This window comes from Aminobacter sp. Piv2-1, assembly GCF_037625995.1.
Classification (GTDB): domain Bacteria; phylum Pseudomonadota; class Alphaproteobacteria; order Rhizobiales; family Rhizobiaceae; genus Aminobacter.
Genome location: NZ_JARKMU010000001.1, coordinates 707,143 through 721,352 on the forward strand (window position 1 = coordinate 707,143; position 14,210 = coordinate 721,352).

Consider the following 14,210-nt stretch of genomic DNA (forward strand, 5'->3'; position numbering starts at 1 on the left):
TTTCAGAGGCTGTCGATGGGCTTGGAACTAATTCGGGCGAAAGGCTTGCCGCAGGCATTGCTCGCCCTGGCATTCGGCTTGATCGGTGCCGGCGCGCTCCACGCGGCGCCGAGCGACGGCACCGTGTCGAGCTTCAACCTTGAAAACGGCATGCAGGTGGTCGTGATTCCCGATCATCGCGCGCCCATCGTCACCCACATGGTCTGGTACAAGGTAGGCAGCGCCGACCAGCCACCGGGCAAGTCGGGCATCGCCCATTTCTTCGAACACCTGATGTTCAAGGGCACCGCCGAGCACAAGGCCGGCGAGTTCAGCCAGAAGGTGGCGGAGATCGGCGGCAGCGAGAACGCCTTCACCACCTACGACTACACCGCCTATCACCAGACGGTGGCGCCCGGCGCACTCGAGACCATGATGAGCTTCGAGGCCGACCGGATGCGCAACCTGGTGCTGACTGATGCGGTGATCGGACCCGAACGCGACGTCATCCTCGAGGAGCGGCGCTCGCGCATCGAGAACAATCCGGGCGCACTCCTCAACGAGGAGGTCGATGCCACCCTGTTCCAGAACGAGCCGTACCGCATCCCGGTGATCGGCTGGATGAACGAGATCGAAAAGCTCAACCGGGTCGACGCCACCGCCTTTTACGACCGGTATTATGCGCCCAACAACGCCATCCTCGTTGTGGCCGGCGACGTCGAGCCCGACAGGGTCCGGGAACTGGCGCAGAAAACCTATGGCAAGGTCGCGCGCGGCCCCGATCTGCCGCCGCGGTCGCGCCCCGAGGAGCCCGAGCAGAACACCAAGCGCACGGTCGAGATGACGGATGCGCGCGTCAGCGTCCCGAGCTTCTCGAAGTCATGGGTGGTGCCATCCTACCAGACCGCCAAGCCCGGCGAGGCCGAAGCCCTCGACCTGCTTTCGGAGATCCTCGGCGGCGGCAGCCGCAGCCGGCTCTATCAGCAGCTCGTGGTGAAGCAGGGAATCGCATCGTCGGCCGGCGCGTTTTTCGAAGGCACGATGGTCGACGACACCAGCTTCGCGGTCTACGGCGCGCCGCGCGGCGAGGCCGGCCTGCAGCAGGTGGAGGACGCCGTCGACGTCGAAATCCGCCGCATCATCAAGGACGGCGTCACCGCAGACGAGCTGGAAAAGGCCAAGAACCGCTTCGTCCGCAGCATGATCTTCGCGCGCGACAACCAGGCGAGCATGGCAAACATCTACGGCAGCACGCTGGCGACGGGCGGCACGGTGGCGGATGTCGAGCAATGGCCGGACAAGATCCGCGCCGTGACCGCCGAAGAGATCAAGGCGGTGGCGGCCAAGTACCTCAATCCCGATCGTTCGGTTGCCGGCTATCTGCTGCCGGCCAAGTCTGACGGGGAGTGACGCGATGAACGGTCCTATGACGATGCGCATTAGATTGGGCACTTCCCTGACCACGCTGCTGCTCGCGCTGGTGTTCCTGGTGCTGCCGGCCGTGGTCGCGGCCCGCGCCGAGGTGAAGATCCAGGAGGTCAAGTCGGAGAAGGGGATCACCGCCTGGCTGGTCGAGGACTATTCGGTGCCGATCATCGCCGTCCGGTTCGCCTTCGAGGGCGGAAGTTCGCAGGATCCCGACGGCAAGGAGGGGCTCGCCAACCTGATGACCGGGCTCTTCGACGAGGGCGCAGGCGACCTCGACAGCGAGGCGTTCCAGAGCCGCCTTGACGATGCCGGCGCCGAAATGGGGTTCAGCGAAAGCAACGACGACCTCGGCGGCTCGATGCGCATGCTCTCCGACCAGCAGGACGAGGCCTTCGAGCTGCTCAGGCTTGCTGTCGAGAGCCCCCGCTTCGACCAGGCGCCGATCGACCGCATCCGCTCCCAGATCGTTGCCGGCATCGTCGCCAATGCGCGCGATCCCGAAACCGAGGCGTCGCGCAAATGGGCCGAGGCGATCTATGGCACCCATCCCTATGCCCGGCCCGACCAGGGCACGGAAAAGTCGCTGGCCACGATCACCGCCGACGACCTGCGCGCCTTCCACAAGGCAGTCTTCGCGCGCGACCAGCTGAAGATCGCGGTCGTCGGTGCGATCGACGCCGAAAGCCTGAAGAAGAGGTTGGACCAAGTCTTCGGCAACCTCCCCGAGAAGGCGCAGATCCGCAAGGTCGAGCCCGTCGAACCCAAGCTTGGACAGACCCTGCAGGTCGAATATCCGCTGCCCCAGACCTCGCTGCAGCTCGTCTATCCCGGCGTGCCGCGCGATGCGCCGGACTTCCTGGCCGCCGCGCTGATGGAGCAGATCCTCGGAGGAGGCAGCTTCTCGTCGCGGCTCTTCGACGAGGTGCGCGAGAAGCGGGGCCTAGCCTACAGCGTGACGTCCATGCTGATCAACCAGGAGCATTCATCGTCGCTGGTCATCAGCACGGCGACGCGTTCGGACCGCGCCGCCGAAACGCTGGCGGTGGTCCGCGACGTGGTGCGCAAGATGGCCGAGGAGGGGCCGACGGCGGCGGAGCTGGAGGCGGCGAAGAAATACATGCTGGGCGCCTACGCCATCAACAATCTCGATTCGTCGGGGGCGATCGCGAGCACCCTGGTCAACATCCAGACCGACGACCTGGGCATCGACTACATCCAGCGGCGGGTGGATCTCATCGGCGCGGTGACGTTGGACGAGGTGAAGGCCGTGGCGCGCAAGCTGCTGTCGGCCGAGCCGGCTGTGATGATCCTCGGTCCGAAGATGGACGGAGGCAAGGGATGAGCACGAGCTTCGCACTCGCTCTCGGCGGCGGCGGCGCGCGCGGGCTGGCCCACATCCACGTCATCGAGGCGCTGGACGAACTGGGCATCAAGCCGGTCGCCATTGCCGGCTCCTCGATCGGCGCCATCATGGGCGCCGGCATGGCCGCGGGCCTGAGCGGCAGCGAAATCCGCGAATATTCGCGCTCCGTGCTCGGACGGCCGGGCGAGGTGGCGAGCCGGATGTGGAAGGCACGCCCTGGCACGCTTTCCGAAATGGTCGAGAGCGGCATCAGGGTCAGCCAGTTCAACATCGAGCGCATCCTCAAGGTTTTCCTGCCCGAGGCGGTGCCTGCCACCTTCGAGGAGCTCAAGGTGCCGCTCAAGGTGACCGCGACCGACTATTACGGCCATTGCCAGTCGGTCTTCGAGGAGGGCGACCTGCTGTCGGCGCTGGCCGCCTCGGCGGCGATCCCGGCGGTGTTCAGGCCGGTGACCCGCGGCAACACGCTCTACATCGACGGCGGCATCTACAATCCCGTGCCCTTCGACCTGCTGGACGGCCTCGCCGACTTCACCATCGCCATCGATGTCGTCGGGGCACCCGTGGAGAACGACGGCAAGCGGCCGAACTCCATCGACCTGATGTTCGGCGCGACCCAGCTGATGATGCAGTCGATCACCGCCGGCAAGCTCGGCCAGAGCCAGCCCGACATCTTCCTGCGGCCGCCGGTGTCGCGTTTCCGTGCGCTCGATTTCCTCAAGATCGACCAGGTGCTGGCGGAAACGGCCGCACTCAAGGAAGAACTGAAGCAGGCGATCGACGAAATCCTCCAGTAGCTCGGGGGAACCGCCGAATTACTGCAGGGTCGATGCCTTGCCGGTGGAGAAGGGCGACTGCGCCGCCGGCGGCGGGGCAGGCGGGGTCTCCTCCTTGTGCAGGGGTTCGCTGGCGATCGCCTTGACCACCCGGAAGCACACCAGCATCGACACGACGCCGAACACCACGGCGCCCAGCCCCCAGCCGGCGATGACGCCGGTCGCGCCCCAGTAATGCGCACCCACCCAGACGAAGGGGATGACGCCGAGCGTCGAACGGCCCCAGTTGAAGACGGTCGAATAGGCCGGGTAGCCGAGGTTGTTGAAGGCGGGGCTGGAGACGAAGATCGCGCCGTTGAACAGGAAGCTGCCCGCCGCATAGAGGCAGAAGAAGACGATGAGGTCGCGGGCGATCCCGTCGGCGCCGAAGATGCCGGCGATGGGGTTGGCGAAAATCGCGAGCAGCGCCCACACCGCCAGCACATAGACGATGGTGAACAGCAGGCTGTCGCGCATGGTCGATGTCAGGCGGTCGAACTTGCGGGCGCCGTAGTTCTGTCCGAGGATCGGACCTACGGCGCCGGACAGCGCGAAGATGACGCCGAAGGCGACGGGCACCAGGCGGCCGATGATCGCCCAGCCGGCCACGGCCTGGTCGCCGAAGGCGGCGATCTCGACGGTGACATAGGCATTGCCCACCGGCGTGGCGATCTGGGTGAGCATCGCCGGGATGCCGATGGCGAAGAATGGCGCCACGGCCTCGCGCAACTCCCTCATGTCAGGAATCCTGATCAGCTTGTGCACAGCATGGGCGCCGTGGATGCCGATGGCTAGCATGACGCAGCGCGACAGGACGGTGGCGATTGCCGCGCCGTCGAGCCCCAGCCCGAAGCCGAAGATGAACAGCGGATCGAAGATGGCGGCGGCAACGCCGCTCCCGAGCGTCACGTACATGGCCCGCCGGGCGTCACCCACGCCGCGGAGAATGCCGGTCGTGCACATGCCCAGCGCCAGGATCGGGAAGGAGGGCAGGACGATGAGCATGAAACGAGCCGACAGTTCGAGCGTCTGGCCTGTTGCGCCGAGCAGGACCAGCAGCGGCCGCAGGAAGGGCAGCGTCGCGACCGTGACGAGCAGTGTTACGAGCCCCATGAACACCATCGAGGCCCCGCCCATGCGCGCGGCCTCCTCGCGTGCGCCGCGACCGAGGCAGCGGGCGACCAGCGCCCCGCAGGCGATGGTGAAGCCGATCGAAATGGAAACGGTGAAGAACAGCAGCGTCGAGGCAAAGCCGATCGCGGCTGCCAGCTCTTCCACGCCGAGGAGAGAGATGTAGAACAGGTTGAGCGCGTCGACGATGAAGATGGCGACGAGACCGACCGAGCCCGTGGCGGTCATCACGATGACGTGACGCATCGTCGAGCCGGTTGTGAATTTTGCGGGCAGCGCTGCCTGGCTTGGACTGGACATATGGACCCGGGAAGGCTTTGGCGGCGGACGGCCTGGGGCATCCGCTTCGGTTTTGGTCGAGGCCGTTGAGTAGGGTTGGACTCGGTTTGACCATGTACCCACCCATTGCACAAGCCGGTAGGGGACAATAGATGGAGGAAAGGGCCGCGACCGGCCGCAAGCAATCGGAACACGCCAAATGAACGATACCAACGATGCCGCGAAACTGGCTGACCGGGTCGCGAGCCTGGTGGAGGCCGCCAGGAAGGCCGGTGCGGATGCCGCCGATGCCGTCGCCGTGCGCGGGCGTTCGACCAGCGTTTCGGTGCGCCTGGGCAAGGTCGAGGCGACCGAGGCTTCGGAGAGCGAGGACGTCTCGCTCCGCGTCTTTGTCGGGCGCCGCGTCGCCAGCGTTTCGGCGACCGCCGCGTCCGACGCGAAGGCCCTGGCCGAGCGCGCCGTAGCGATGGCCAGGGTTTCGCCCGAGGATCCTTTCCAGGGGCTGGCCGATGCTTCGCTGCTCTCCGCGGCCCCAAGCGACCTCGACCTCTTCGACGCAACCGTCGTTTCGGCCGAGCGCCTCAAGGAGGATGCGCTGGCGGCGGAAAGTGCCGCACTCGCCGTCAAGGGCGTGACCAATTCGTCCGGCGCCGGTGCCAGCGCCGGGCTCGGCGGTCTGGTACTTGCGACGTCCCACGGTTTCCTCGGACACTATGTCGGGTCGCGTTTCTCTCGCTCGGCCAGCGTCATCGCCGGAGTGGGCACGGCGATGGAGCGCGACTACGAATACTCCTCGCGCCTGCATTTCGCCGACCTCGACCCGTCTGACGAGATCGGCCGCAAGGCCGGCGAGCGCGTGGTCAAGCGGCTGAACGCCCGCAAGGCGCAGACCGGTCCCGTCGACGTCGTCTTCGACCCGCGCGTTGCGCGTGGCATCGCCGGCCATCTTGCCGGGGCGATCAACGGCGCTTCGGTCGCCCGCAAGACGAGTTTCCTGCGCGACATGATGGGCAAGCAGGTGGCCTCGGCCGCGATCACCGCAATCGACGAACCGCTCAAGCGCCGCGGCCAGGCGTCGCGGCCCTTCGACGGCGAGGGCGTCGAGGGCGCCACGCTGAAGATGGTCGAGAACGGCGTGCTCAACCACTGGTTCCTGTCGACCTCGGCCGCACGGGAACTGGGCCTTGCGACCAACGGCCGTGGCGTGCGCGGCGGCTCGTCGGTATCGCCGTCGTCGACGAATTTTTCGATCGAGCCGGGTGACAAGTCGCCGGAAGACCTGATCCGGTCCCTCAAGAGCGGCTTCTACGTCACCGAGGTCTTCGGCCAGGGCGTCGACATGATCACCGGCGAATACAGCCGCGGCGCGTCGGGGTTCTGGATCGAGAACGGCGAAATCGCCTGGCCGGTCTCGGAGGTGACGATCGCGTCGAACCTCAAGGACATGTTCCTGCGCATGGTGCCGGCGAACGATCTCGACCGCAACTACGGCACGGCCGCGCCGACCCTGCTGATCGAAGGCATGACCCTTGCCGGAAGCTGACGTCGCAGCACAAGCCGGCATGCTGGCCGATCTCGAACTGTTGCGCATAGCGGCGGCCGAGGCCGGACGCATCGCCATGGGCTACTTCCGCCGCAACCCCGAGGTCTGGCTCAAGGGCGGCAACTCGCCGGTGAGCGAGGCCGACTATGCCGCCGATCGCTACCTTCGCGAGACGCTGATGGCTGCGAGGCCGGACTATGGCTGGCTGTCGGAGGAGACTGCCGACAATCCCGAACGCCTTGGCGCCCGCCGGACCTTCGTCGTCGATCCGATCGACGGGACGCGCGGCTTCGTCGAGGGCAGGGCCGAATGGTGCGTGAGCGCGGCGGTGGTGGAGAACGGCCGCTCGCTTGCGGGCGTGCTCGAATGCCCGGCGCGCGGCGAGACCTACTGGGCCGTGGCTGGTGGCGGCGCCTATCTCAACGGCGACCGGATCGGCGTGCGACCCGGCGGCGAACGGCTCAGCATCGCGGGGCCGAAGCCGATGATCGACCGCCTCCCGCCGCAATGGCAGCCGCGGCTCGACCGGGTGGCCTATATTCCATCGCTGGCCTATCGGCTGGCGATGATCGCCAGCGGCGCGCTGGATGCGACCTTCGTCAAGCCGAATGCGCATGACTGGGACATTGCCGCGGCCGAACTCATATTGCGTGAAGCCGGCGGGCGGCTGCTTGACAGCGAGGGCGGCTTGCCTGCCTTTGCAGGCGAGCGGATCGTCCATGGCGAGCTGATGGCCGGAAGCGGCGAGCTGCTCGCCGCCATGGCAAGCGTGATTGCCGGTCCGGACGGCCGGTAGAACTGGAAGCTGTTCCAAAACGGTCCGCTTTGGTCTAGATCAGGCGGACCCAGCATATGATGAATCAAGGACTGAGATGGCCGAGGAAGACGGTAAGAAGCAGCTTTTGCACCTGGTGTTCGGCGGCGAGCTGAAGAAGCTCGGCGGCACGGAATTCCGCGATCTCGATGCGCTCGACATCGTCGGCATCTACCCGGACTACAAGTCGGCTGAGCTGGCCTGGAAGGCGAAGGCGCAGGCCAGCGTCGACAACGCGCATATGCGCTATTTCGTCGTCCACCTGCATCGCCTGCTCGAGCCGGAAGTGAAGGCGCCCGGTCAGAGCTGATGGAGGGATCCCGCATGGCGTCGCCGGCCGTGAGGCCCGCGGCGAACAAGAAGCGTGCAAAGCCGGCGCCGAAGGGTTTGTGGCGGCGCATACGCGAACCACTGGCCAAGTCGCACTTTGCAAAAGGCGCGGTCGCCAGCCTGTTTGCCGGAGCGCTGCGCTTCATCAAGCTGACCAATCCCTATGCGGAAGGCTCGTTCCAACTGGCCGGCGGCGTCTATGCCGACAGGGAGCCGCTGATCATCGGCCTCTGGCACGGACAGCATCTGCTTGCGCCGGCGCTCTATCCCAGCGGCCGCGGCCTGGTCGCGATGGTCTCGCGCAGCGCCGATGCGGAACTCAACGCGCTGGTCATCAACAAGTTTGGCATCGAGGCGGTGCGCGGCTCGGGCGGCCGTCAAAGAAAGAGCAAGCACGAAAAGGGTGGTGCGACCGCCCTCATTGCCCTGAAAAAGGCGCTCGATACCGGCAAGAACGTCTGCATGATCGCAGACATTCCGCATGGCACACCCCGTGACGCTGGCATGGGCATCGTCCTTCTGGCCCGTCTTTCCGGCAGGCCCATTGCCCCGGCGGCGATCGCCACCAGCCGTCGCACGGTGATCGAGAAGAGCTGGGACAAGACAACCGTCAACCTGCCCTTCGGCCGCTGCGCGGTTGCCGTTGGCCCGCTGATCGAAGTGGCCGTCGATGCGGACGACGCCGAGATGGAGCGCAAGCGCTTGGAACTCACCGCAGCCATAAATCTTGCAACCGAACAGGCATATCGCATGGTGGACGGCGCGAGATGAGCGAACGCTGGGCCAGGACCGTCCTCAAGGCGTACCGCTACGCGGGTGCCGCAGCCTATCCGATGGTCGGCGGCTATGTCGCCTGGCGGACCTCAAAAGGCAAGGAAGACAAGAATCGCCGACGCGAGCGCTATGGCTTCGCCAGCCGCGAACGGCCGGACGGCCCGCTGATCTGGTGCCATGCGGCGAGCGTCGGCGAGACGATCGCGGTCGTTCCGTTGATCGAGAGCATTCTGGATTACGGCATTAGCGTCGTCCTCACCACGGGCACGGTCACCTCTGCCCAGGTCGCCGAGGAGCGCCTGGGTCCCCGCATCATCCATCAATATGTGCCGCTCGACCTCAAGCCGGCGGTGAGCCGCTTCCTCGACCATTGGCATCCGGACCTGGCGATCATCGCCGAGTCCGAGATATGGCCCATGACCATCCTCGAACTGGGCGCGCGCAACGTGCCCCAGATTCTCGTCAACGGGCGCCTGTCGGACCGTTCGTTCAAGTCGTGGAAAAAGCGGGCCTACATTGCCGAGGCGCTGTTCGAGAACATGGCGCATGTGGTGGCGCAGTCCGAGGTCGACGGCGAGCGATTCCGCGCGCTCGGTGCGCGGCCGGTGACTGTCTCCGGCAACCTCAAGGTCGATACCGCCCCGCCGCCGGTCGACGAGCGTGCCCTGCACATGGTCCAGCGCCAGATCGGTCTCCGCCCGACATGGGCGGCCGTTTCGACCCATGACGGCGAGGAGGTCGTGGCGGCCGAGGTGCACGCGATGCTGCGCAACCGCCATCGCGGGCTCCTGACGGTCATCGTGCCGCGCCATCCAGAGCGCGCCGCGGCGGTGGCGGCGGAGCTTGCCGGCTTTGGGCTGAAGCTCGCCCGGCGCAGCACCGGCGACCGCATCATGCCCGACACTGACATCCTGCTAGGCGACACCATCGGCGAGATGGGGCTTTACCTGCGCCTCACCGAGATAGCCTTCGTCGGCCGCTCGATGACGTCGGAGGGCGGGCAGAATCCGCTCGAGCCGGCAATGCTCGACACCGCTGTCCTTTCCGGCCGCAACGTCCAGAACTTCCGCGACACCTACCAGCGGCTGATCGACAAGGGCGGCGCCAAGATCGTTCGCGACCGCGACATGCTGGCGGGGGCAGTCAACTTCCTCCTCGGCAACGAGATCGCGCGCCACGACATGATGGCTGCCGGTGCCTCGACGGTCGAGGAGATGCGGGGGGCGCTGGCGCGCACGCTGAAGGCGCTCGAACCCTTCATCCACCCGCTCATCGTGAAAGCGCGCCTCAAGGGCGCAGGCGGGAGGTAGCACTGGCCAGCGAAGCGCCTCCTTTCTGGTGGGAAAAGCCTGACTGGCGTGCCTACGCGCTGTACCCGGTGTCGTCGCTCTATGCCTTGGTGGCCGGGCGGCGCATGAAGGCGGCGCGGCGCGAGAAGATCGATGCGCCGGTGCTCTGCGTCGGCAACTTCACCGTCGGCGGCACGGGCAAGACGCCGATCGCGATCGCGCTCGCCAAACAGGCCAAGCGCATGCAACTCGTGCCGGGCTTCCTGTCGCGCGGCCACGGCGGCAGCTTTGCCGAGCCGCATGTGGTCGACCGGCAGCACGACAGCGCCAAGCATGTCGGCGACGAGCCGCTGCTGCTGGCCGAGCATGCCCCCGTCGCCGTCACCCCGAACCGCGCCGCGGGCGCGAAGCTGCTCATCGAGCGCGGCTGCAATTTCCTCATCATGGACGACGGATTCCAGAGCGCGCGCATCCATATCGACTATGCGCTGGTGGTAGTCGACGCGCGTTTCGGCCTTGGCAACGGCCACGTCATCCCGGCGGGGCCGATGCGCGCGCGCCTGGTCGACCAGCTGAGATTTACCGACGCGGTGGTCCGCATGGGCGAGGGCGACATGGCCAACGCGGTCGTGCGCCAGGCGGCGCGCGCCGGCAAGCCGGTCTTCGTCGCGACGGCGCGGCCGCGCGGCAAGAAGATGTTCCAGGGCAGGCGCTTCCTCGCCTTCGCCGGCATCGGCCATCCGGAGAAGTTCTTCGACACGGTCGCAAAGGCCGGGGGGACGGTGGTCCTGGCCCATGCCTTCCCCGATCATCACTTCTACCTTCCGGACGAACTGGAGGATCTGGCCAAGGCCGCGCAGGCCGGCGAGCTGGAGCTGGTCACCACCACCAAGGACGCGGCACGCCTGCGCCATGGCGCAGCGGCCGCCGAATTCCTGGCGCGGCTCAACGTGCTTGAAATCGATGCGGTGTTCGAGATCGAGCACACCGCGGAGCGCATCGTCGACGAGACGCTGGACGCCTGGCGGCGGCGAAAGGTAGCAGGCTGACGCTCAGGCTGGCCGAAGCTGCGCGGCCTGCTTCCAGAGAATCGCCCAGATTTCCAGGCTGATGTGCTAGCGGCGCTTGCGCAGGTCCGGGTTCATGTCGATCTCGCGCCCGAGCGAGACCGAGGCGTCGCGATAGGGCTCCTGGCGGGCGACGCTCCAGTATTTGAGCTCGTCGAGCGGAATGGACTCGGCCGTCACCGCACAGCGCACGAAGGAGCCGGGGCTGGTCACCTGAAAATCGCCGTCGAGATAGCGGATGCGGGCTTCGCGCGCGCCGGGGCCTTCGAAACGGTTCATCATCGGTTTGTGCTCGTCTTCCTTGTCCGGCTGTTACGCCCACAAAACCCCTTTGAGGTCAACTACCGCCGCCCGAACAAACGCTCGATGTCGGCGAGCTTGAGCTCGATATAGGTCGGGCGGCCGTGATTGCACGTTCCCGATCCGGGCGTCGCCTCCATCTGGCGCAGCAGTGCGTTCATCTCCTCCGGCCGCAGCCTGCGGCCTGAGCGCACCGAACCGTGGCAGGCCATGGTTGCGGCAATCGCATGCAGGCGTTCCTTCAGCGTGTCCGCAGTGTCGCTGTCGGCGATCTCGTCGGCAAGGTCGCGCACCAGTTGGGCGACGTCGGTCTCGCCGAGCATGGCAGGGGTCTCGCGCACGGCGACCGCCCCCGGGCCAAAGCGCTCTATGCCCAGGCCGAAGCGGGCCAGGGTCTCCGAGTGCATCGCCAACCGTTCGGCATCCTCTTCCGGCAGGTCGACGATCTCCGGCATCAGCAGCATTTGCGACGCTACCGGGCGCGCATGCAGGGCGTTCTTGAGCTCTTCGTAAACCAGCCGCTCGTGCGCGGCGTGTTGGTCGACGATGACGAGCGAATCCCTGGTCTGCGCGACGATGTAGTTCTCGTGCACCTGCGCCCGCGCCGCGCCCAGTTCGGTCTGCAGCAGCGCCTCGACCACCTCGGCCTGGCCGGCGCGGGCATCGGCGCTGTGCAGCGGTCCGGTGTCGAAGCTCGCCTGCTCGGCCTCGGCAAAGCCGGGATCGAGCGGCCGGAACGGCGACCGCGCGGCGTCGAAACCCGCCGAAGGCGAGGCTCGGAACTCTGGATTATAGCTGCGGTGGCTGGCTGACGGGCGGGGGTGGGCATAGGAAGGCGCGCCTGGACGGAAGGCGCTCATCATCGCCTCGGTGCCGGTGGTGGCTGGGCGAATGCCCGCACCTGCCAGCGCCTGGCGGATCGCGCCGACGATCAGGCCGCGCACCAGGCCGGGGTCGCGGAAGCGCACGTCGGCCTTGGCCGGATGCACGTTGACGTCGACATGGGCGGGGTCGACCGAAAGGAACAGCACTGTCACCGCATGGCGGTCGCGCGGCAAGACGTCGGCATAGGCGCCGCGGATCGCCGAGGCGATCAGCTTGTCGCGCACCGGCCTTCCGTTGACATAGGCATATTGCTGCAGCGCATTGGCCCGCGTGTAGGACGGGATCGAGACATGTCCCTCGAGCCGCACGCTTTCGCGCGCCGCATCGATGGCGATCGAGTTGTCGGGAAAGTCGTTGCCCATCACCTGGGCGATGCGGGCAAGCCTCCCGTCCGCGTCGTTGCCCGTGGCCGAAAGCTCCAGCGTCGAGCGGTCGGTGCCCGACAGCGTGAAGCGCACGGCCGGGAAGGCGATGGCGATGCGCTTGACCGTGTCGGCGATGGCCGTCGCCTCCGCCCGCTCGGTCTTCATGAATTTGAGCCGGGCGGGGGTGGCGAAGAACAGGTCGCGCACCTCGACCGTCGTGCCGCGGTTGCTCGGCGCCGGCCGCACGGCGGCGATCCGCCCGCCTTCGACCGAGATCTCGGCGCCGCTGTCGGCCACCTTGGTGCGCGAGCGAATGGTCAGCCTCGACACCGAGCCGATGGAGGGCAGGGCCTCGCCGCGGAAGCCGAGCGAGCGGATGTCGTGGATGTCGTCGTCGAGCTTGGAGGTGCAGTGGCGCGAGATCGCCAGTGAAAGCTCGTCTTCGGGCATGCCCGAGCCATCGTCGACGACGCGGATCAGCCCGAGCCCGCCCGCGGCGGTCGCCACCTCGATGCGTCCTGCGCCGGCGTCGAGCGCGTTCTCGACCAGCTCCTTGACCACGCTGGCAGGCCGCTCCACGACCTCGCCGGCGGCGATCTGGTTGATCATCGTTTCGGAAAGCTGGCGAATGGGCATCGCGAGACTATAGCGGGATTCGGTCGCGACGGGACAGCCACATTGCGTGGAGCTGGGCTATCCACAGTGTTGGCTTGCCTATTGCCATCGCTGCCCCTCATCCCCCTGCCGGGACCTTCTCCCCGTGAAATACGGGGAGAAGGCGGCTGGCCGCGACGGTTCCGCTTGCCCCTTCTCCCCGCGTGCGGGGAGAAGGTCCCGGCAGGGGGATGAGGGGCAGACAGGGGCAGGCGAGGCGCGGCACTACCCGCCCAAGCTCACGCCTGCGCCGCCAGCCAGTCGCGCACCTTTTCAGCACTTTCGCTGAGCGGTCGGTTTTTCGGCCAGGCGACGTGGAAGCCCTTGTTCGTCGTCATGACGTGGTCGGAGAGCCGGACCAAAAGCCCGGCCGCGATCAGCCTGTCGGTGAGGTGGCGCCAGCCGAGCGCGATGCCCTGGCCTTCCATCACCGCCTGGATGACGAGAACGTAATCGTTGATGACCAACCCGCGCTTGGCGACCGCGCCGTTGAGGCCGGCCGACTGGAACCATTCGTTCCACGTCGCCGCCGGGCGATAGGGCTCTTCGAGATGGATCAGGTGGTGCAGGGTGATCTCGGCGGGCGTTTGCGGCGTGCCGGCGCGCGCCAGATAGGCCGGGCCGGCGACGGGGTAGACCTGCTCGTCCGCAATCTGCAGCAGTTCGTAGTCGGGCCAATCGGCGGCGTCGCCGCCGCGGATGCCCAGGGGAATGCCCTCGGCCACGAGGTCGAGGTCGCGGTCGGCGGTCTGGATGCGCAGGTCGATGCCGGGCAGGTCGTCGCGGAACTTCTGCAGCCGCGGCATCATCCAGAACGATGTGAAGGCGGTCGAGGCTGAAAGCGTCACGTGCATGCCAACCGAGCGCGCCTTGAGTTCCTCCGCCGACTTGCGGATATGCGACAGGCCGAGCGTGACATCGGCATGGAAACGTTCGCCGGCCTCCGTCAGCAGCACCTGCCTGTGGCGGCGCTGGAACAGCTTGGCGCCAAATTGTTCCTCGAGTCCCCGGATGGCATAGGAGACGGCCGCCTGCGTCATGCCGAGCTCGCGGCCCGCGGCGGTGAAGCTGGCCAGCCGTCCGGCGGCCTCGAAGACGATCAGGCTGCCGGCGGAGGGCAGCAGGTGGCGCAGGCTTTGCATAAGGCATGTTTATGCAAGTGATGAGGATTTTCAAGCGTCACAGCAGGCGATC

The 14,210-nt window shown here is 66.9% G+C and carries 13 protein-coding genes; 9 read left to right on the plus strand and 4 right to left on the minus strand.

Translation table 11 applies throughout. From position 1 onward, the window contains the following. Positions 1 to 15: 15 nt before the first annotated feature. The 3 genes from AmiPiv_RS03410 to AmiPiv_RS03420 are packed head-to-tail and all read left to right on the plus strand — an operon-like array spanning position 16 to position 3,567. Positions 16 to 1,389: a M16 family metallopeptidase gene (locus AmiPiv_RS03410; RefSeq protein ID WP_340035831.1), complete on the plus strand. Its 1,374-nt coding sequence runs from the start codon at positions 16 to 18 to the stop codon at positions 1,387 to 1,389. Positions 1,390 to 1,393: 4 nt separating this feature from the next. Beyond that, positions 1,394 to 2,749, plus strand: coding sequence for a M16 family metallopeptidase (locus AmiPiv_RS03415; protein WP_340035832.1), 1,356 nt, complete (start codon positions 1,394 to 1,396; stop codon positions 2,747 to 2,749). Then, on the plus strand, positions 2,746 to 3,567 hold the full coding sequence (locus tag AmiPiv_RS03420; protein ID WP_340035833.1) for a patatin-like phospholipase family protein: 822 nt from the start codon (positions 2,746 to 2,748) through the stop codon (positions 3,565 to 3,567). The genes AmiPiv_RS03415 and AmiPiv_RS03420 overlap by 4 nt, the downstream gene beginning before the upstream one ends. An 18-nt stretch (positions 3,568 to 3,585) precedes the next feature. Here the strand turns inward: AmiPiv_RS03420 and AmiPiv_RS03425 are convergent, their stop codons facing one another. After that, positions 3,586 to 4,962 carry an MATE family efflux transporter gene (locus AmiPiv_RS03425; RefSeq protein WP_340035834.1) on the minus strand — a complete coding sequence of 459 codons (1,377 nt, stop codon included), beginning with the start codon at positions 4,960 to 4,962 and terminating at the stop codon, positions 3,586 to 3,588. Between the two features lie 232 nt (positions 4,963 to 5,194). On the opposite strand from AmiPiv_RS03425, the gene AmiPiv_RS03430 reads away from it, so the two are divergent. From AmiPiv_RS03430 to lpxK, 6 genes are all read left to right on the plus strand, one after another. Beyond that, entirely contained in the window at positions 5,195 to 6,538 is a 1,344-nt protein-coding gene (locus tag AmiPiv_RS03430) for a TldD/PmbA family protein (protein WP_340035835.1), read from the plus strand. Beyond that, complete coding sequence (locus tag AmiPiv_RS03435; RefSeq protein WP_340035836.1) at positions 6,525 to 7,334, plus strand: 3'(2'),5'-bisphosphate nucleotidase CysQ; 810 nt, start codon at positions 6,525 to 6,527, stop codon at positions 7,332 to 7,334. The genes AmiPiv_RS03430 and AmiPiv_RS03435 overlap by 14 nt, the downstream gene beginning before the upstream one ends. A 76-nt stretch (positions 7,335 to 7,410) precedes the next feature. Then, positions 7,411 to 7,662, plus strand: a complete 252-nt coding sequence (locus tag AmiPiv_RS03440; RefSeq protein ID WP_340035837.1) for a DUF4170 domain-containing protein — start codon at positions 7,411 to 7,413, stop codon at positions 7,660 to 7,662. Next, positions 7,662 to 8,453, plus strand: a complete 792-nt coding sequence (locus tag AmiPiv_RS03445) for a lysophospholipid acyltransferase family protein (RefSeq protein WP_445206886.1) — start codon at positions 7,662 to 7,664, stop codon at positions 8,451 to 8,453. The genes AmiPiv_RS03440 and AmiPiv_RS03445 overlap by 1 nt, the downstream gene beginning before the upstream one ends. Continuing rightward, positions 8,450 to 9,766: a lipid IV(A) 3-deoxy-D-manno-octulosonic acid transferase gene (waaA, locus tag AmiPiv_RS03450; RefSeq protein ID WP_340035839.1), complete on the plus strand. Its 1,317-nt coding sequence runs from the start codon at positions 8,450 to 8,452 to the stop codon at positions 9,764 to 9,766. The genes AmiPiv_RS03445 and waaA overlap by 4 nt, the downstream gene beginning before the upstream one ends. Positions 9,767 to 9,768: 2 nt before the next feature. Beyond that, positions 9,769 to 10,794: a tetraacyldisaccharide 4'-kinase gene (lpxK, locus tag AmiPiv_RS03455; RefSeq protein WP_340035931.1), complete on the plus strand. Its 1,026-nt coding sequence runs from the start codon at positions 9,769 to 9,771 to the stop codon at positions 10,792 to 10,794. Between the two features lie 66 nt (positions 10,795 to 10,860). Here lpxK and AmiPiv_RS03460 read toward each other — a convergent pair whose 3' ends face one another. The 3 genes from AmiPiv_RS03460 to AmiPiv_RS03470 all read right to left on the minus strand — a co-directional run bounded on the left by AmiPiv_RS03460 (position 10,861) and on the right by AmiPiv_RS03470 (position 14,158). Then, positions 10,861 to 11,094: a DUF2093 domain-containing protein gene (locus AmiPiv_RS03460; protein ID WP_340035840.1), complete on the minus strand. Its 234-nt coding sequence runs from the start codon at positions 11,092 to 11,094 to the stop codon at positions 10,861 to 10,863. A 59-nt stretch (positions 11,095 to 11,153) separates the two neighbouring features. After that, complete coding sequence (gene mutL / locus AmiPiv_RS03465; RefSeq protein WP_340035841.1) at positions 11,154 to 12,998, minus strand: DNA mismatch repair endonuclease MutL; 1,845 nt, start codon at positions 12,996 to 12,998, stop codon at positions 11,154 to 11,156. A 257-nt stretch (positions 12,999 to 13,255) separates the two neighbouring features. After that, positions 13,256 to 14,158 carry a LysR substrate-binding domain-containing protein gene (locus tag AmiPiv_RS03470; protein ID WP_340035842.1) on the minus strand — a complete coding sequence of 301 codons (903 nt, stop codon included), beginning with the start codon at positions 14,156 to 14,158 and terminating at the stop codon, positions 13,256 to 13,258. Positions 14,159 to 14,210: the final 52 nt, after the last annotated feature.